General features: G+C 59.4%; 16 protein-coding genes and 1 tRNA gene. 9 read left to right on the top strand and 8 right to left on the bottom strand.

Annotation, left to right across the window (positions count from 1 at the left end; translation table 11 throughout):
* The 5 genes from ACR0KX_RS01380 (at position 1) to speB (ending at position 6,394) form a co-directional block, all read left to right on the top strand.
* On the top strand, positions 1-1,086 hold the full coding sequence (locus tag ACR0KX_RS01380) for a DUF1513 domain-containing protein (protein ID WP_170622957.1): 1,086 nt from the start codon (positions 1-3) through the stop codon (positions 1,084-1,086).
* 100 nt (positions 1,087-1,186) lie between these two features.
* On the top strand, positions 1,187-3,076 hold the full coding sequence (speA, locus tag ACR0KX_RS01375; protein ID WP_170622955.1) for a biosynthetic arginine decarboxylase: 1,890 nt from the start codon (positions 1,187-1,189) through the stop codon (positions 3,074-3,076).
* A gap of 19 nt (positions 3,077-3,095) precedes the next feature.
* The gene (locus tag ACR0KX_RS01370; RefSeq protein WP_170622953.1) at positions 3,096-4,307 is read left to right on the top strand and encodes a saccharopine dehydrogenase family protein; all 1,212 of its coding nucleotides are present in this window, start codon (positions 3,096-3,098) and stop codon (positions 4,305-4,307) included.
* A 78-nt stretch (positions 4,308-4,385) separates the two neighbouring features.
* Positions 4,386-5,555 (top strand): carboxynorspermidine decarboxylase, encoded by a 1,170-nt coding sequence (gene nspC, locus ACR0KX_RS01365; RefSeq protein WP_170622951.1) that lies wholly within the window; start codon positions 4,386-4,388, stop codon positions 5,553-5,555.
* Complete coding sequence (speB, locus tag ACR0KX_RS01360; RefSeq protein WP_170622949.1) at positions 5,552-6,394, top strand: agmatinase; 843 nt, start codon at positions 5,552-5,554, stop codon at positions 6,392-6,394. The genes nspC and speB overlap by 4 nt, the downstream gene beginning before the upstream one ends.
* Here speB and ACR0KX_RS01355 read toward each other — a convergent pair.
* The gene (locus ACR0KX_RS01355) at positions 6,391-6,981 is read right to left on the bottom strand and encodes an HD domain-containing protein (RefSeq protein WP_170623156.1); all 591 of its coding nucleotides are present in this window, start codon (positions 6,979-6,981) and stop codon (positions 6,391-6,393) included. The genes speB and ACR0KX_RS01355 overlap by 4 nt on opposite strands.
* A gap of 100 nt (positions 6,982-7,081) precedes the next feature.
* Here ACR0KX_RS01355 and ACR0KX_RS01350 point away from each other — a divergent pair, with 100 nt between their 5' ends.
* Positions 7,082-7,909, top strand: a complete 828-nt coding sequence (locus tag ACR0KX_RS01350; RefSeq protein ID WP_170622947.1) for a LysR family transcriptional regulator — start codon at positions 7,082-7,084, stop codon at positions 7,907-7,909.
* Positions 7,910-7,911: 2 nt separating this feature from the next.
* On the opposite strand, the gene lptF is transcribed toward ACR0KX_RS01350, so the two are convergent.
* Positions 7,912-9,051 (bottom strand): LPS export ABC transporter permease LptF, encoded by a 1,140-nt coding sequence (gene lptF, locus ACR0KX_RS01345; RefSeq protein ID WP_170622945.1) that lies wholly within the window; start codon positions 9,049-9,051, stop codon positions 7,912-7,914.
* Positions 9,052-9,348: 297 nt separating this feature from the next.
* Here lptF and ACR0KX_RS01340 point away from each other — a divergent pair, with 297 nt between their 5' ends.
* Together ACR0KX_RS01340 and ACR0KX_RS01335 are read left to right on the top strand one after the other, a co-directional pair.
* The gene (locus ACR0KX_RS01340) at positions 9,349-10,629 is read left to right on the top strand and encodes a hypothetical protein (RefSeq protein ID WP_170736379.1); all 1,281 of its coding nucleotides are present in this window, start codon (positions 9,349-9,351) and stop codon (positions 10,627-10,629) included.
* A gap of 420 nt (positions 10,630-11,049) precedes the next feature.
* Entirely contained in the window at positions 11,050-11,445 is a 396-nt protein-coding gene (locus ACR0KX_RS01335; protein WP_170622941.1) for a hypothetical protein, read from the top strand.
* Between the two features lie 482 nt (positions 11,446-11,927).
* On the opposite strand, the gene ACR0KX_RS01330 is transcribed toward ACR0KX_RS01335, so the two are convergent.
* Positions 11,928-12,003 (bottom strand) — tRNA-Trp (locus tag ACR0KX_RS01330).
* Between the two features lie 142 nt (positions 12,004-12,145).
* Between ACR0KX_RS01330 and ACR0KX_RS01325 the strand changes: the two genes are divergently transcribed.
* On the top strand, positions 12,146-12,853 hold the full coding sequence (locus ACR0KX_RS01325) for a lysophospholipid acyltransferase family protein (protein WP_480707768.1): 708 nt from the start codon (positions 12,146-12,148) through the stop codon (positions 12,851-12,853).
* On the opposite strand, the gene ACR0KX_RS01320 is transcribed toward ACR0KX_RS01325, so the two are convergent.
* From ACR0KX_RS01320 to ACR0KX_RS01300, 5 genes are all read right to left on the bottom strand, one after another.
* Positions 12,850-13,095 (bottom strand): MoaD/ThiS family protein, encoded by a 246-nt coding sequence (locus tag ACR0KX_RS01320; RefSeq protein ID WP_170452499.1) that lies wholly within the window; start codon positions 13,093-13,095, stop codon positions 12,850-12,852. The genes ACR0KX_RS01325 and ACR0KX_RS01320 overlap by 4 nt on opposite strands.
* Positions 13,088-15,343, bottom strand: a complete 2,256-nt coding sequence (locus ACR0KX_RS01315; RefSeq protein ID WP_170622938.1) for a xanthine dehydrogenase family protein molybdopterin-binding subunit — start codon at positions 15,341-15,343, stop codon at positions 13,088-13,090. Before ACR0KX_RS01315 ends, ACR0KX_RS01320 begins: the two co-directional genes overlap by 8 nt.
* Positions 15,343-15,822: a (2Fe-2S)-binding protein gene (locus ACR0KX_RS01310; RefSeq protein ID WP_170622937.1), complete on the bottom strand. Its 480-nt coding sequence runs from the start codon at positions 15,820-15,822 to the stop codon at positions 15,343-15,345. Before ACR0KX_RS01310 ends, ACR0KX_RS01315 begins: the two co-directional genes overlap by 1 nt.
* Positions 15,819-16,685, bottom strand: coding sequence for an FAD binding domain-containing protein (locus ACR0KX_RS01305; protein ID WP_170622934.1), 867 nt, complete (start codon positions 16,683-16,685; stop codon positions 15,819-15,821). The genes ACR0KX_RS01310 and ACR0KX_RS01305 overlap by 4 nt, the downstream gene beginning before the upstream one ends.
* A gap of 162 nt (positions 16,686-16,847) precedes the next feature.
* Positions 16,848-17,699, bottom strand: coding sequence for a LysR substrate-binding domain-containing protein (locus tag ACR0KX_RS01300; protein ID WP_170622933.1), 852 nt, complete (start codon positions 17,697-17,699; stop codon positions 16,848-16,850).
* Positions 17,700-17,718: the final 19 nt, after the last annotated feature.

The following is a 17,718-nucleotide window of genomic DNA, read 5'->3' as shown; positions in this document are numbered from 1 at the left end:
TTGACCAGTCGCAGGCGTTTTCTTGCCGGGTTGGCGGCGGCGAGCATCACCCCGATCCGGGGATGGGCTTCCGTTGGCGCGCCAGACTATCTGGCTGCAGGGCTGTTCCCCGACGGTTCATTCCGTCTGGCGGGGTTGACCGCCGATGGAGATATCCTGTTCGCCCTGCCCCTGCCCGCGCGCGGCCACGCCGCCGCCGCACATCCGAACAAAGCGCAGGCTGTCGCCTTCGCGCGCCGCCCCGGAACCTTCGCCGTTGTGATCGATTGCGCCAACGGCACGGAACTGGCCCGGCTTGAAGCCCCGGAGGGGCGACATTTCTACGGGCATGGCACGTTTTCGGCCGATGGCATGCACTTCTTTGCCACCGAAAACGACTATGAAGCCGGTACCGGAAAAGTTAGCATCTGGGACGCGGACAGTTTTGAACGTCTGGGTGAGTTCTCGTCTGGCGGCGTTGGCCCCCATGACATGCGACTGATGCCAGACGGGCAGTCGCTGGTGATCGCCAATGGCGGGATTGAAACCCATCCGGACACCGGACGCACCAAACTGAACCTGCCGGTGATGCGCCCGAATCTGAGTTACCTCGATCTGTCCGGAACACTGCTGGAACAGGTGGAACTGCCGCGCGCCATGCACAAGAACTCGATCCGGCATCTGGCCGTACGCGATGACGGGCTTGTCGGTTTTGCGATGCAATGGCAGGGCAGTGCGTCCGAGCATCCTCCGCTGGTGGGTCTGCACCGCCGGGGTGAAGCTGCGACGCTGCTATCGGCCCCCGAAGCGGATCAAAGCCGGTTACAGGGATATGCAGGCAGTATAGCGTTTTCAGCCGATGGGACGGCCATCGCCATCACCTGCCCGCGCGGCAACGCTTTGCACCGGTTCGATGTGCAGACCGCAACCTTCCTAGACGCCTTCGCCTTGAACGATGTCTGCGGTCTTGGGTCTGGTCCGAACGGTTTGGTCTTCACTACAGGAACCGGCCTTGTCGGCACGCTGGACGGGCCGCGGACACAGATCCTGACCCGGTCTGATTGCCAATGGGACAACCATCTGATCCCGATCCGCAGTTTCGCATAAAATTCGGCAATCCCCGTCACATAGTTTACACTTGGAAGAATCAAACTGCTGCCGTATTGGCGGGCGCGAAACCGGCACCCTACGTTAAGGACTGACTTGATTGAAACACACGCCCGACGCACCGCATTCCATCTACGGGGTTGAGAAATGGGGCAAGGGCCTCATCGAGGTGACGGAGGCGGGCGAGATCGGTCTGCGCAATCCGATGGCCCCCGAGGCCGAGGCGATCAGCCTGCCCGGCATCCTGACCGATCTGGACGACCGCGGCATCAAGGCCCCGATGCTGCTGCGCGTGACATCCTATCTGGAACACGAGATCGCGCATCTGAACGAAAGCTTCCGCGATGCGATTGCCCGCACCGGCTACCAAGGGGCGTATCGCGGCGTGTTCCCGATCAAGGTGAACCAGCAGGCGCAGGTGGTCGACCGGATCGTCGAATTCGGCAAGACATACGACTACGGGCTCGAGGCCGGGTCGAAACCCGAACTGGTGATTGCCCTGGCGCATCGGCTGTCGCGCGACGCGCTGATCGTCTGCAACGGCGTCAAGGATGCCGAGTTCATCCAGCTTGCCATCCTCAGCCGCAAGATCGGCTTCAATACGGTGATCGTGCTGGAAAGCCCGAAAGAGGCCGATACCGTGATCGAGGTCTATAACGAGTTGGGCATCGAACCGCTGCTGGGCGCGCGGGTGAAATTGACCAACCAGATCAGCGGCAAATGGGAGGAAAGCTCGGGCGACCGATCCGCCTTTGGCATGAACACCGACCAGTTGGTGGCCACCGTGGACAAGCTGAAAGAGGCCGGGCTGCTGCATTGCCTGAAACTGCAGCACTCGCATCTGGGCTCTCAGGTGCAGGACGTCAACGACGTGCGCCGCGCCGCCGGCGAGGCCTGTCGTTATTATACCGAACTGACCCGCGAGGGCGTGCCGCTGACCCATCTGGACCTCGGCGGCGGCATGGGTGTGGATTATACAGGCGAGAAAAAGGCCGCCGAAAACTCGATCAACTACACGGTCGAGGAATATTGCGCCAACGTGGTCGAAACCGTCGCCTACGCGCTGGACGAGGCCGAGGTGCCCCACCCCACGCTGGTCACCGAAAGCGGTCGCGCGGTGGTGGCGACATCGTCGATGCTGGTGTTCAACGTGCTGGAAAGCACGCTTTATGACGCCCCCAACGGCCCCGAGGTTGAACCCGACGACCATCACATGGTCTCGGACCTTGCCGCCGTGCATGGCTACCTGTCCAGCGACCGGCTGCAGGAATGCTGGAATGACGCCAATTTCTATCGCAATGAACTGCGCGCGCTGTTCAGACGCGGCTATGTCGACCTGCGCCAGATGGCCCGCGCCGAACGCATCTATCTGTCGCTGATGGCCCGCCTCAAGGCGCTGGCGGCAAGCGACGAGCTGGACACGGATGTAGACGACCAGCTTGAGAAAGTGGCCGATATCTACCACTGCAACTTCTCGCTGTTTCAATCCCTGCCTGACGTCTGGGCCATCGATCAGCTGCACCCGATCGTGCCACTGCAAGGGCTGAACGACACTCCCGACCGCCGCGCGGTCCTGTCCGACATCACCTGCGACAGCGACGGCAAGATCGACCGTTTCATTCTGGCCGACGGTGTCTCGCCCAGCCTGCCGGTGCATTCCCTGCCCGAGGATGGCGAATATTGTATGGGCGTCTTCTTTGTCGGCGCCTATCAGGAAACACTGGGCGATCTGCACAACCTGTTCGGCGACACCAATGTCGTCACCATCGACCTGCGCGCCGATGGCGGTTTCGACCTGCTGCACGAACAAGAGGGCGACACCATCAGTCAAGTCCTGTCCTATGTCGAGTTCGACCCGCAGGACTGCGTCGCCGCCTTCCGCAAAATGGTGGACGAGGCGATCTCGACCGGTACTCTGATGGCCAAAGACCGCAAAACCCTGATGGCCGCCTACCGCGACAGCATCAACGGCTACACCTATTACGAATAACCCGAGAGGAGAGGACACCATGGGCAAAACACTGGTTGTCGGCGCAGGCGGCGTATCCCACGCTGCCGTGCACAAGATGGCGATGAATTCGGACATCTTCACCGAAATCACTCTGGCCAGCCGGACGAAATCGAAATGCGACGCCATCGCCGCAGCCGTCAAGGATCGCGTCGGCGTGGAGATCAAAACCGCCGAGCTCGACGCCTACAAGGTCGAGGACACGGTCAAGCTGATCAAGGAAACCGGCGCGGAAATCCTCGTGAACCTCGCCCTGCCCTATCAGGATCTGGTGCTGATGGACGCGTGTCTTGAGGCAGGTATCCACTACCTCGACACAGCGAACTACGAGCCCGAGGATGAGGCCAAGTTTGAATACCACTGGCAATGGGCCTATCAGGAACGGTTCAAAGAGGCTGGCCTGACCGCCATCCTCGGTTCGGGCTTCGATCCGGGCGTGACCTCGGTCTTTGCCAAATGGCTGAAGAAACACAAGCTGGACACCATCCGCCAGATCGACGTTCTGGACGCCAATGGCGGCAGCAACGATCAGGAGTTTGCCACCAATTTCAACCCCGAGATCAACCTGCGCGAAGTGCTGGCCGAAGTGCGCCACTGGGAAAATGGCGAGTGGAAACACTCTCCCGCGATGACCCACAAGGTCGAGTTTGACTTTCCCGCCATCGGCCCCAAGAACATGTACCTGATGTATCACGAGGAACTGGAGTCGCTCTCGACCCACTTCCCCGAGATCGAGCGCGCCCGCTTCTGGATGACGTTCGGCGACGCCTACATCACTCACGCCAAGGTGCTGGAAAACGTTGGTATGACCCGCATCGACCCGGTGATGCATGACGGCAAGGAAATCATCCCGATCCAGTTCCTGAAAACCCTGCTGCCCGATCCCGGCGATCTGGGCGCGGAAACCAAGGGCAAGGCCTGCATCGGCGACATCGCCACAGGTCAGGCCAAGGACGGCTCGGGCGAGAAGACCTACTACATCTACAACATCTGCGACCACGAAGAATGCTATGCCGAGGTCGGCAGTCAGGCCGTCAGCTACACCACCGGCGTCCCCGCCATGATCGGTGCCGCTCAGGTGCTGAAAGGCAACTGGCGCGAACCCGGCGTGTGGAACATGGAACAGCTGGACCCGGACAACTTCATGGACATGCTGAACGAACACGGTCTGCCATGGCAGGTCCACGAGCTTGACGGCTCGGTCGAGTTTTAACTTCATCTTTTCCTAAATACTCCGGGGGGGTCCGGGGGGTCTGGCCCCCCGGCCTCTCCAATTCAGGAGACGCCGGTTATGTCCGACATGATGACCACACAAGCCGGAGACGCCGGCGCCTTCCGCAATTTCGACCTCGCCCGCGTCCCCACGCCCTGCTTCGTGGTCGATGAAAAAGCCGTCGAGCGCAACCTGACCATCCTCGCCGATATCGGCGCACGGTCCGGCGCGCATGTCCTCAGCGCGCTCAAGGCGTTTTCGATGTTCTCGCTGGCCCCGTTGGTGCGCCAGCACCTCGGCGGCACCTGCGCCAGCGGCATATTCGAGGCACGTCTGGGACGCGAAGAATATGGCGGGGAGGTCGCGACCTTCTGCGCCGGATACAAGGACACCGACATGGATGAAATCCTGTCGCTGTCCGACCACATCATCTTCAACAGCCCGGCACAGAAAGACCGCTTTCTCGCCAAGGCTCAGGCCGCCAATGTGCAGGTGGGCCTGCGCATCAACCCGGAACATTCCGAAGGCGAGATCCCCAAATACGACCCCTGCGCCCCCTGCTCGCGCCTCGGGACGCCGGTCAGCCAACTGACCTCTGAGACGCTGCAAGGAGTCGACGGCCTGCATATGCACACCCTCTGCGAACAGGGCTTCGAGCCGTTACAGCGCACATGGGCCGCCGTCGAACCCAAACTCGCCCCGTTCATGGACCAGCTCAAATGGCTGAACTTCGGTGGCGGCCATCATATTACCCGCGATGACTATGACCGCGACGGGCTGGTCGCTTTCATCAAGGCGATCCGGGCAAAACACAACATCGACGTCTATCTCGAACCCGGTGAGGCCGTCGCGCTGGACGCGGGCATACTGGTAGGTGAAATCCTCGACCTGCCCACCAATGGCATGAACCTTGCGATCACCGATATTTCGGCCACCTGCCATATGCCCGATGTGATCGAGGCCCCCTACCGCCCCGCCCTGATGGACGAGGCCGAGGCTGGCCATACCTACCGCCTCGGAGGTCCGTCCTGTCTGGCGGGCGACGTGATCGGCGATTACACATGGGACAAACCGCTGGAGATCGGCCAGCGCTTTGCCTTCCTCGATCAGGCGCATTACTCGATGGTCAAGACCAACACGTTCAACGGCGTGCCCCTGCCCACCATCGCGCTCTGGAACAGCGAAACGGACGCGCTGAAGATCATCAAACAGTTCGGCTATGACGACTTTAAGGACCGCCTCTCATGAGCATATTCCTCGACAGTGAACTGACCGCATCCGAGCGCAGCGAAGACGCCCGGTTCCGCGTGATCCCGGTGCCGCTGGAACGCACCGTTTCCTACGGGTCAGGCACGGCCAAAGGCCCCGAGGCGATCATCGAGGCCAGTAGCGAACTGGAACGCATCACCGGCTCCGCAGAACCCTGCGTCGAAGGTATCTTCACCGAAGAGCCCGTCGATTGCGATGCCGCCCTGTCCGAGATCATGGAACGCATCGCCCAACGCACCGACTCCGCCATTCGCGCGGGCAAAGTGCCGGTCACGCTGGGCGGCGAGCATTCGCTCAGTTACGGCGCTGTGATGGGCGTGGCCCGCGCGTTGAACCAGCCCATCGGGATCGTCCAGATTGACGCCCATGCCGACCTGCGCAACGCCTATCAGAGCGAGAAACACTCCCACGCCTCGGTCATGCACCTGCTGGCCGAGGAAGGCATCCGACTGGCCCAGTTCGGTGTCCGCGCCTTTTCCACGGAAGAGGCGCAAAGCCGCCTGAAAAACCACGTCTTCCACGTGGATGCCGAGGAACTGGTCACCGGCAATATCCACGCCGTCGACCTGCCCGAGGATTTCCCCGAACTGGTCTATGTCAGCTTTGACGTCGATGGGCTGGACCCGTCACAGATGCCCGCAACGGGTACGCCCGTTCCCGGTGGCCTTGGCTATTATCAGGCGCTGCGGCTGGTCGAACACGCCCTGAAGGGGCGGAAATGCGTGGGCTTCGACGTGGTCGAACTGGCCCCGGACGGCAATGCCGCCTGGGACTTTACCGCCGCGCAGATCGTCTATCGCCTGATGGCGGCCTGTTAACCCTCGGCCGTTTCATTCAACTCCATGTGCCCCTCGCCCTTGTTCAGGACGCGGCGCAGCATGGGCTCGAAGAATTCCAGCGGTTTGGTCGGGTAATCAGGGTCGAACGCCTTCTGATCGTATTCGTGACAGAAATGGCGGCAGTCCTCCCAATAGGGGCTGTCGCGATACTTGTCGCGCGCGTTGCGGTCGCCACCAAGGTGATGGTTGTAATAGTACCCTTGGAACACGCAATGATGTTTGAGAATCCAATAGGTTTTCTCGCTGACATAGGGTTTCATCATCGCCGCTGACAGCTCTCCGTGATTGTACGGCGACAGGATATCGCCGGTGTCATGGATCAGTGCGGCGACCACCAGTTCCTCATCCGCCCCATCCTCATAAGCGCGCGTGGCGGCTTGCAGGCTGTGCTGATAACGGTTCACCGGATAGGGCGTCCAATCCTCGTCCAGCGACCGGATTGCATCCAGGATCCGATCCGGCAGGGCCGCATTATACGCCTCTTCATACTCCATAACGGCGTCCCAGTCGGCTTTGGTCGCCTCTTCGAAACTGGTCCAGGTGGGTTTGTGGCTTTTGTCCAGCATGACATGTCCTTTGGCTTGGGTGTTGGCATCAGAATACTGCACGCTGACCATCCAAAAAAATGAATTGATTTTATCAGATTGATCAAAAAATACTTTCGACATGCAAACCAAAGCTCTGGAAACTTTTCTATGTGTGGCAGAGACCGGCGGATTTCACGCTGCCGCCCGCAAGCTGAACGTCACACAAACCGCCGTCAGCGCCCGGATACGCGCGCTTGAAGATGCGACGGGCAAGCCCCTGTTCTCGCGCGGGGCCGGAGGGACGGCTTTGACCGAGTATGGCCGTCAGTTCAAACCCTATGCCGAGCAGATGTTGTCCCTGTGGTCCTTTGCAGCCAATGATCTGCCCGATCAGGTTCACAACCGGCTGGCGCTTCGCCTGGGTGCCCAACTTAGCGTCTGGGACCCGTTGCTGGTGGATTTGGCCGTGCGCTTCGAGCAGCGGTTCGGGCAATTGCTGCTGACCCTGAACTATGACCACGACCTGAACATGGTCGATGCGGTTGCAACCCATGTTCTGGATGCGGCCCTGACCCACGAAAGGCCCGTGGACCGGCGCGTGATCTGTCACGAACTTCCGCCAGAACGCCTGTGTCTGGTTGAAAGCAAGACGAACCCGGAATCTGAACAGGTTTTCGTCAACATTGAACTGGGCGAGGCCTATCAGGATCACGTCAGATCCACCGCGCGCCGCGCATCGGGGCAGACGATTTTTCTGGGCAATTGCCTGATGGCCCTGCGCTATCTTCTACAGCGCGGCGGCTATGGGTATTTCCCCGACTACGTCATCACGCAGCATTTGAGCTCGGGCGAGTTGTTGCGCGTAACGGGCGCGCGCGATTTGATGCTGCCGGTGTATCTGGTGGTGCGCATGGACAATGAAGAGGTCGAGAACATCCTGCAATGCCTGTCAGACCTCCGCCAGTGATCTCAGGCTGGCGAGGGCAATGGCGTCCCGTCTCGGGTCCGTTTGCGCAACAAAGGCCTGCCTGCGATCAGCAGGAACAGCGCCGACACGATCACTCCGATAACAGCAGGAACGTAGAGCAGGCCCCACAGCCTTGGATCATCGATAACAACTGGTGACACGAAACCTCGAACCCCTTCGAGCAGGACCAGGATGGTAAAGGCACCCAGAATCTGGGGCCAGAGCCCAAATCGGGAAAAGCTGCCCAGCATCAGCGTTGAATACCCTGCCAGCGACACCGCGATACATATGGCAATCCATGAGAATCGCTGGTGCAACTCTTCGACCAGATGGCCCCGGCTGTGCCGTTCGGCCTCTTCCACCGACTTCATGTCATAAATCAGCTCGGCGGTTGAAATCGCCTCGAGGCTGCGGCGAGTCATGCCACCGGATCGCGTAAGGTCCGAGATGTCGTAGGACGCATCCTGAAACAGAGTCGACGACAGGGTCCGACCCTCTTGGTTCAGGCGCAGTGCGACCCCGTCCACCATGACCAGATGGATGCCCGCGCTGTTGTTGACCAGATAGGCGGTCGCGCTGGAATAGCTGACCGCATTGTCCGGATCGCGCCGGTCCGAGACAAAAACCTCTTTCAGCGTGCCGTCCAGATCGATGCGCCCGATATAGACGGTGACATTTTCTGCCGGATGCAGGAACTCGCCTTCGTTCAGCAACTGAGCGGTCACATCGCCGGCAACCTCGGCTTGTCTGATCTCAAGCTGTTCGACCGAGGCCGGGCGCAGAAACACACTGATCACCGCCATCATCAATCCTGTGATCAAGCCGAACAGAACCACCGCCCGCGCCAACCGCCAGGGGCTGGACCCGGTCGCCAGCATCACCGTCAACTCGCTTTCCCGGCTCAGACGGTTGGTGACGTACACCGCCGCCGCAAACACGGCCATTGGCATCACGGTGCGGATCAGAGTGGGTAAGGTCAGCGCGGTGAATTCCAGAAACACCATCGCCGACTGCCCGCCGCTGATCACGCTGTCAAACAGGCTGACAGACCGGGTAATCCAGAAGACCCCGACAAGGACCAGAGTGAAAAAGCCGAACAGAATCAGCAATTGCCGCAGGAAATATCCATCGAAACGCGACATGGGCCCTCTTTCCGGTTTCTGTTCTGCCGGGACATTAGGCCATTCATCCGCCAGAGGAAACCGGGTTCCGCGCGATGAACGCCCGCGCCCAAGATACCTGTTTAGGGGAAGTGACAGCGGCAGGCAGCCAATCTGCACGCTTCGGGCTTACCAATAGACTTGTAACATGTAGCAGTAGCCAAGTGGCCGATCTGAGGCTAGCCAACGGCGGCAGCCCTCACTGGCTTGGCTTTCCAACTGTGACGCTGTTTAAACAAAGTTGAATTCTTGGTCAGGTATCTGATTGTCGGCAATGCCATGAAAACGCGGTTCGGTCGCGCGATTGGTGGCAAAATAAGAAGCAGGGCCAAATTTCCACGTGGGAACAAGGTTCAACACATAGCAGAGGGCGACGTGGCAAATCAGGAAGAAGCTAATAAGAAGATAGTCTATTTGCACGTGGGGCACGCCAAAACAGGCACGTCCGCACTTCAGACGTTTTTTGCCCGACACACTGAAGAGCTATCTCAAGCGGGAATCTACTATCCACCTCTGGTCGATTTGACCGATGCTATCAAGGGAAAGGCCACAGGCGGCAACGGTACGCCCCTGGGTTCCGTCCTGGCAAAAGACATCGAAGAAACAAGTATCTTCAAAAGAAAAGAGGCTGTTCGAGAAACGGTAGGCGACTTTGTCGCTCGAAATTTGGCGGTGTTTCAAAGGAATGAGCCGCATGTCCTGATCTCAAGCGAATTCCTGCAGGCTTTTGACAGCAAGCGTTTGAAAGAATTTGCGTTGGAGTTGCAAAACTTGGGCTTTGCAACTCACATCGTGTTTTTTGCCAGAAACTACAGTGAGCTATTATTTTCAAGCTGGCAGCAAGTCATCAAACGCGGTCGATTTACCGGTGACTTTCGTCAGTTTATTGAAGCCGCAGAAGACACTATGGGCGCAACTATGGAAGAGATTTTAGCCGCCCAAAGATTGGGTTTGACCTTTGATGTCTTTAACTACGACGATGCCAAACGCGACATATGCAGCTTCTTCTTGGAAAAGGTTCTGAACCTACCACCTGGGAACTGGCCAACAGTGAGCCCTCTCAGGGTCAATCGATCGTTAACTGAACGCGAAAGTCAGTTTCTTCGAATGATAAACGGCGTATTTGATCATGCAACTTATCCGCTGATTGCGGATCGTCTGATCGAGGCTTCCCCGGAACTCGAATTTAGTCATGGTCCATCACCGGATGACATTGCTATCGTCAATCAGAAATTTGCAAAACAAACGGCACTTATTAATCAACAAATCAAGGGAAGCCCACTCACCGAGCCAACGGCAGAACAGGACAACCAAGAAGACGAAACTCAAACCGTAATGCGAATTATGGCCGTCTTCTTTAGATACGTTGAAAATGAAAAAAGACGTGATTTCCGGGGATTGAACCCAGCTGGCACCAAGCATGCAAGGTTGAGTCGCAAGGAGTTGGAAGAGCGCCTTGAGGTAGAAACAAGAAAGACAAATTTGTTGGAGACAAAGCTTGCCAACCTTCGGCGACATCCATTGAAAAAGTTGTACCACAGAGTCGTCAAACGGCTTTAGAGCGACTTTCTGCAACTCTACTCAGCGAAACCAGTGCCTTACGTGGTTGCAGGTGCTGTTCGCGAAGGTTAGGCCCCCGGCACATCTTGCCCCACCCTTCCCTCAATGCAGGAAAGCAACTCGCCCCATCCGGTGGCAGGCTGCTCGTGGCCTGCGTCCCAACAGCAAGGTTTAGGCAAGGGCTCACCCAGCCTCTCTAGCCTTCGTGTATTTCCTATGTGAATTGGTTCCTTTGTCGGAATGCGGACTCGAGTTAAGATTATTTCAAATATGGCGCGCCTGAACGATACCCAGATATTTCAAGCCCTGGCGCCCACCTCAAATTTCATAGTCCGTTCAATGGAGTAACCCATGCCTAAACTTGATCCTCAAACGCAAAAGAAGGTCAACGCATTCTGAAAAAAGAAAAAGCCGGCAGCCGTGAAACACAGCGCGAAAAAAGCGAAGAAACGTGCCGAAACGGCCCTAGCAAAAGCGAAATGGTCCGTGAAACAAGCGCCAGCACCCGAGAAAAAAGCCTATGCCGAAGTAGAGCAAGCAGTCGTGGAAATGTGCGCTGAAGAAGGGCTGGAGGAAGTGCAAAAAGCAATGTCCGACGCAAAAGTGGAAAAGGCAAAAAAGGAAGTAAAGGCGCGGATCAAACAGAGGGTGGGTCAAATTCAGAAGGCCAAACAGCGTGTCAAAAAAGCCTTGGCCAAACTGCCACCGAAACCGGCGCAGGCCGTCGAAAAAGAACTGGAATCCACTTTCAAGTCCACGCTGAAATTCTGGAAAGACCTTGAGGCTGACGCCAAGAAAGAAGGTCTGGCCGATTAATTTGCTCGGCATTTCGCCGCACCGGCCCTAAATTCGCTCGTCAGGCGCGTTAAGGCAGTTTCCTGTTTGCCGACCTATGGCCTATGTACTACGCCCACCGGGGTATCAGTATTTGCGACCCCAATTGCTGTCGCTGGGTTGGCAAAGTTTGCAACCCCTCTTTCGCTCTAATCAACAGGGACTAACAGCGAGAGCCCAGGATGTTACGCTGACCTACAGACCAAATGGTGATGGCAGTTTCTTTGTCCTTACCGTTGTTGTGGCCCAGCTCTTTCAGCAATGACGTGTACAAACCCCGCATTTTGCTGGGTCCTGCTCGCTGGCCGCAAAGGTTCTCCCTGAAACCTGGCCGACCACCTAATAAGGTGGAAACGATGCCGGGCTTGATTTGAACCCTGCTTCACACGCTCTTTCAAACGCACAAAAAACGCGCCGAGGTCAGTGACGAGCGCGGTGATACAGTTACGTGATTGGTTTGGAAATGGCAGGGGCAGCAGGGTTCGAACCCGCGACCTACGGTTTTGGAGACCGTCGCTCTACCAACTGAGCTATACCCCTATGGTGAGGCCCCAAATAGGCCAGCCGCGCGGCGGACTCAAGAGGCTTTTTTACAATCTCTCATACTTCGCAATCTGACAAACAAGTTGCGCGGGCCGTGCAGTTGGGTAAGACAAGGTCTGGTCAGCAAAAGGAACCCGGTGTGAGCCTCCGCAAGAAGATCGCAGACAGCGAAGCCGTACTGAACTGGACCGCGCGGCGGATTGCCAGCTATATCCGGATGGTCAACCGCAACACGCGCTGGCAGCGCATCGGGTATGAGGAGCTGGACCAGCTGGCCGAACAGGGTGAGCCGGTCATTGTCGTCCTCTGGCACCAGCGGCTGGCCCAATCCCCTTATTTCTTTCCGCTGGATAAAGGGCGCATCTGTTCAATTACGTCCTCGGCGCGGGCAGGCAGCATGGTAGGTCGGGTGCAGAAGCTGTTCGGCATGGACACGATCGCCATGACCAGCAAAAATTCCAACAATATTGCCGTGTCGCGCGAAGTGATCGGAAAGGTGAAGCAGGGCATTTCCATCGGAATCGCCGCGGACGGTCCGCGAGGGCCGGAACGGGTTCTGTCGACCGTGCCTCTGGTATGGGCGCGCACCTCGGGCAAGCGCGTGTTCGGCATCACTTTTTCCGCCAAACACGGGCGCGAGGCGGGAACCTGGGACCGGTTGCTGATGCCGCGCCCGTGGCGCAACGAAGGCGTGTTTCTGTGCCGTGAGTGGGCGGAAACCGTACCGCGCAAGGCCAGCGAAGACACCCTTGAGACCCTTCGCCTCAGCCTTGAGGCGCATATGAACGACATCACAGCCGAGGCTGACCGTATGGTCGGGCGCGCGCCGTGGACGCCAAAGGGCTAGCCGCCCCGCAACCTCTGCATCAGATAGACTTCGCTGCCTTCCGGGATGGGTTCGGTCAGGCCGGTGGCAATGACGCGCCCGTCGATGGCGATGGACACCCCCGCGTCGATGGGGGCCTGCAATTGCGGGTGGGCGCGCACTAGGGCGCTCAACAGCTCTCCGGTGGTGGCGGCTTCGACCGTCACCACTTGCCTGCCCCCGGTCAGTGACCGGAGGCTGGACCAGAGGTGGACGTCAATCATTGTCCTTCAACGCAGCCAGAATCCGCGGCGGTGACATGGGCAGTTGTTTCATCCGAACCCCTGCCGCGTTCGACACCGCATTGGCGATGGCAGCGAGGGGCGGCACGATGCCTGTCTCGCCGACCCCACGCACACCAAACGGATGGCCGGGGTTGGGAACCTCGACGATCACCGTGTCGATCATCGGCAGGTCGCTGGCGACCGGGATGCGGTAGTCGAGGAAGACCGAGTTCTGCAGCCGTCCATCCTCGCCATAGATGTATTCCTCGTTCAGTGCCCAGCCGATGCCTTGTGCGGCCCCGCCCTGATACTGGCCTTCGACATATGCCGGGTGGATCGCCTTGCCTGCGTCCTGAATGACCGTGTAGCGGGTGATCGAGGTTTTGCCGGTTTCCGGATCGACCTCGGCATCGACGATATGGGTGCCGAAGGACACGCCCGCGCCTTCGGGGGTGGCCTCGAAATGCCCCGAGATCGGACCGCCGGTGCGACCCATGTTCGCCGTGATATCGGCCAGCGGTAAGGGGTCGAAATCGCCCGCGTTGGGCCCGGAAGGCACCGCGCAGCCGTTTTCCCATTTCACCGCGTCCACAGGGATGCCCCATTTGGCCGCCGCGCGTTCGCACAGCTTTTCAACCGCGTGTTTCGCCGCCTTGATGGTCGCCAGACCGCTGGCATAGGTCACGCGACTTCCGTGCGAGACGTCGTTATAGCCCAGCGTTGCCGTGTCAGCGATGGTGACGCGGATGTTCTCGTACGGAATGCCCAGCACTTCGGCCGCCATCAACGCCATGGACGCGCGCGAGCCGCCAATATCGGGCGTTCCGACCATCAACTGGGCCGAGCCGTCCTCGGACAGCGCCAGCGATACCGAGGTTTCGCCGCCGTGGTTGAACCAGAACCCGCAAGAAATCCCACGCCCCTGCCCCGGTTTCAGCGGGGCCGCGTAGTGAGGATGCGCCTTGGCGGCTTCCAGCGTTTCAACCAGACCGATGCGTTCATAGGTTGGCCCGTAACTGGCCCTTGTGCCCTCATGCGCGGCGTTTTTCAGGCGCACTTCGACCGGGTCGAGGCCCAGCTTGTTGCACAGCTCATCGATCACCGATTCGACGGCAAAGGCCCCCATCGGAGCCCCCGGCGCGCGATAGGCCGCCTGCTTCGGGCGGTTGGCCATAACGTCGTAACCGATCTGCCTGACGTTGGTCAGGTTGTAGGGCGCAAAGGCGCACATGGCAGTCATGTCGCCCGGCGCACCGGGGAAGGCCCCGCCTTGCAAACGGAACACGCCCTGCGCCGCCGAAATGGTGCCGTCCTTCTTCATCCCGATTTTCACATCCATCGACGCGGATGAGGTCGGGCCGGTGGCCCGGAACACCTCGGACCGGGACATCACGATCTTGACCGGGCGGTTGGCCTTGCGGCTCAGCGCCAGCGCGACGGGCTCGATGAAAACGGTGGTTTTGCCGCCGAACCCTCCGCCGATTTCCGACGCGGTTACGCGCAATTGCGAGGTCTCTATGCCCAACAGCGCGGCGCAGGTTTTCTGTGCGATCCAGTGGCCTTGGGTGGTGCACCACAACTCACCCTTGCCGTCATTGCCCAACATACCCAGACAGGCATGTGGTTCGATATAGCCCTGATGGGTCGCCTCGGTCACAAAGCTGTCCTCGATGACCAGATCAGCCTCGGCAAAGCCAGCCTCGACATCGCCATGGCCGCTTTCGTGATAGCGGACAACGTTCGTATGCATGCCTTGCGGCACCGAGTAATCCGCAGCCCCTTCGCGGATCACCGGCGCGTCCGCTGCCATCGCTTTGTCTACATCGGTGACATGGGGCAGGACCTCGTATTCAACCTCGATCAGCTTGAGCGCATCGCGGGCCGCCAAAGCCGAACTTGCGGCGACTGCCGCCACGGCATGACCGTCATACAGCGCCTTTTCACCGGCCATGACGTTTTCCAGCACGTTCCAGAACTCGCCCGCCAGACCGGGGGCAAAGGGCACGTCGGCGAAATCGGCGCGTGTCACGACGGCTTTGACGTCCTTGTGCGCCTCGGCCTTTGAGGTGTCGATCTTCACGATCCGCGCATGGGCATGGGGCGAGCGCAGAACCGCGCCGTGCAACATGCCAGGTGCCGACATATCCGCGCCGAACTTGGCGCGGCCCGTGACCTTGTCCAAACCATCGGGGCGGTTCGGGCGGGTGCCAACAAAGGTGAAATCAGATTTGCGATCGTCCAGAGCCATTATGACGCCTCCCGCAGGTCTGCTGCCGTTTCCATCACGGCGCGAATGATCTTGTCGTACCCGGTGCAGCGGCAGAGGTTGCCTGCCAGCCAATACCGCGCCTCTTCCTCGGTCGGGTCCGGGTTCTTTTCCAGCAGCGATTTGGCCGCCACCAGAATGCCGGGCGTGCAGATGCCGCATTGCAGGGCAGCGTGCTCGATGAACTTCTGCTGCAATGGATGCAGTACGTCACCGTCTGCAATCCCCTCGACGGTTTCGATCTGTTTGCCGTCCGCTTCGACCCCCAGCACAAGGCAGGAACAGACCAGACGACCGTCAACGGTCACCGAACAGGCCCCGCAGTCTCCGGTGCCGCAGCCCTCTTTCGCGCCGGTCAGGTTCAGTTTGTCGCGCAGACAGTCCAGCAGTGTTTCGCGCGGGTCGCACAGGTATTCGACCGTGTCCCCATTCACGGATGTGGATACGTGGAGCTTGCTCATACATTTTCTCCCTTCGCACGGGCATAGGCGATTTTCGCGGCGCGCTTGGCCAGAACGCCTGCGACCTCGGTGCGGAATTCAATTGTGCCGCGCTTGTCGTCAATCGGGTTGCAGGCGGCAGAGGCCGCAGCGGCCAGCGCGTCCAGCGCTGCATCGTCCAGCGTGCTGCCAATGATCGCCGTGGCGCAGTCTTCCACCAGCAGAACAGTCGGTGCCACAGCACCCAAAGACACACGCGCTTCGGTGATGGTATCGCCGTCCAGACGCAGACTGACACCGACGCCGACAACCGCAATATCCATCTCGGTCCGCGGAATGAACCGCAGATAGGCGTCGCCTGCGTTGTCACCACGGGCAGGGATGTTAACCGCTGAAACCAACTCTCCCTTCGCCAGCGAGGTTTTGCCCGGTCCGGTCGGAATATCCTCAACCGCGACCTCTCGGGTGCCATCCGGTCCGGTGACCGTGACCGTCACACCCGCAGCCACCATGGCAGGCACCGAGTCCGCCGCAGGCGACCCGTTGCACAGATTGCCGGTCAGCGTCGCGCGCCCCTGAACCTGAGTCGAGCCGATCAAATCCATCGCCTCGACCACGCCGGGCCAGTCGCGGCCGAGTTCGGCATGCTCGCTCATTTCCGCGCCGGTGGTTGCCACGCCCAGCGTCCAACTGCCATCCGCGTTGCGGGTGATGTCATGCACACCGTTGATTTTCTTGACATCGATCAGCGTGTCGGGCGTCACCAGCTCGGCGCGCAACTGCACCAAAACATCGGTGCCGCCTGCCAGAAATCGTGTTATGCCCGTTGCGTTTGCCGCCAGGGCCGATGCTTCGGCAAAGCTGGCAGGACTGTGATAATCCATGAATTTACCTCGCGCCTGTTTGTCAGGGTTCACTGGGGATCGGGGCGACGTTAGAGGAGCCTAATGCCCGCGTCTATGGCTGGAATGGTAAATTTTCGCGGTCCCATTTTGCACGGTCGGGGGAACAGCAAACGCTTGGTCCGCCGAGCGTGCTATGGGCGCTTAGACCTGTGACAGCAACCAACGCCGCATCGCGTCGACCAGTTTGGGCTGGCGCGGCTTCCTCGGGGTCACGATGTAAAACCCCGGATCACCGCTTAGCACCTGTTCGAAGGGTTTGACCAACTGGCCTAAGGTCAGTTCGGACCCGACAAGCGCCGCATCTGCCAGGGCAAACCCCTGCCCCGCCACAGCCGCGTCAATTGCAAGGCTGGTGTGGTTGAACGTCATCATGCGCGGCCTTCCGTCCACCCCGGCATGTTCCAGAAACAGCGGCCAAAGACCATGTGAATCGCTAAGCAACGTCTGCCCCATCAAATCCCGCACATCAGACACGCGCCCGGCCAGATCTGGCGCGCAGACGACAATAAGCTCGGTCGAAAACAAGGGCTCGGCCCGCAGATCGGATGTCAGATGCGATTGACCGTGGCGCACAGCGATGTCGGCACCGTCTTTTCCAAATTCGGCAAGATGTTCCTGCGCATCGATCTGAACCTGAATTTCCGGGTGCTTCGCCGTGAAATCCGACAGCCTGGGCACCAGCCATTTCGACGCAAAACTGGGTGTCACGGATATCGTGATCCGACGCTGGTCTGCCGCCTCTTCCACCGCGTTTTCGATCAGGCGAAACGCGCGTTTTAGAGGCGCGCTGAGTTTGCGGCCCTCTTCCGTCAGGTGCAGACCGCGCGGCATCCGATCGAACAGGGCAATGCCCAAGCGCGCCTCAAGCCCTCGAACCTGCTGCGCCACAGCCCCTTGCGTAACGCCCAGTTCTTCCGCCGCAAGGCGAAAATTCAGATGTCGGGCCGCAGCTTCAAAAGCACGCAAAGCGTTCAGAGGTGGAAGGGCTGGCATATCCGCACACAGTAGATTT

It is taken from the genome of Ruegeria sp. BG5, from assembly GCF_056538425.1.
Note: the sequence above shows the minus strand (reverse complement) of the source record. Positions and strands in the feature narration are given on the sequence as shown.

What these genes read in the sequence shown, in the direction of transcription:
- ACR0KX_RS01370 (WP_170622953.1), top strand. Translation starts at nt 3,096, where the DNA reads ATGGGCAAAACACTGGTTGTCGGCGCAGGCGGCGTATCCCACGCTGCC.
- nspC (WP_170622951.1), top strand. Translation starts at nt 4,386, where the DNA reads ATGTCCGACATGATGACCACACAAGCCGGAGACGCCGGCGCCTTCCGC.
- speB (WP_170622949.1), top strand. Translation starts at nt 5,552, where the DNA reads ATGAGCATATTCCTCGACAGTGAACTGACCGCATCCGAGCGCAGCGAA.
- ACR0KX_RS01355 (WP_170623156.1), bottom strand. Translation starts at nt 6,981, where the DNA reads ATGCTGGACAAAAGCCACAAACCCACCTGGACCAGTTTCGAAGAGGCG.
- ACR0KX_RS01350 (WP_170622947.1), top strand. Translation starts at nt 7,082, where the DNA reads ATGCAAACCAAAGCTCTGGAAACTTTTCTATGTGTGGCAGAGACCGGC.
- lptF (WP_170622945.1), bottom strand. Translation starts at nt 9,051, where the DNA reads ATGTCGCGTTTCGATGGATATTTCCTGCGGCAATTGCTGATTCTGTTC.
- ACR0KX_RS01340 (WP_170736379.1), top strand. Translation starts at nt 9,349, where the DNA reads ATGAAAACGCGGTTCGGTCGCGCGATTGGTGGCAAAATAAGAAGCAGG.
- ACR0KX_RS01320 (WP_170452499.1), bottom strand. Translation starts at nt 13,095, where the DNA reads ATGATTGACGTCCACCTCTGGTCCAGCCTCCGGTCACTGACCGGGGGC.
- ACR0KX_RS01315 (WP_170622938.1), bottom strand. Translation starts at nt 15,343, where the DNA reads ATGGCTCTGGACGATCGCAAATCTGATTTCACCTTTGTTGGCACCCGC.
- ACR0KX_RS01310 (WP_170622937.1), bottom strand. Translation starts at nt 15,822, where the DNA reads ATGAGCAAGCTCCACGTATCCACATCCGTGAATGGGGACACGGTCGAA.
- ACR0KX_RS01305 (WP_170622934.1), bottom strand. Translation starts at nt 16,685, where the DNA reads ATGGATTATCACAGTCCTGCCAGCTTTGCCGAAGCATCGGCCCTGGCG.
- ACR0KX_RS01300 (WP_170622933.1), bottom strand. Translation starts at nt 17,699, where the DNA reads ATGCCAGCCCTTCCACCTCTGAACGCTTTGCGTGCTTTTGAAGCTGCG.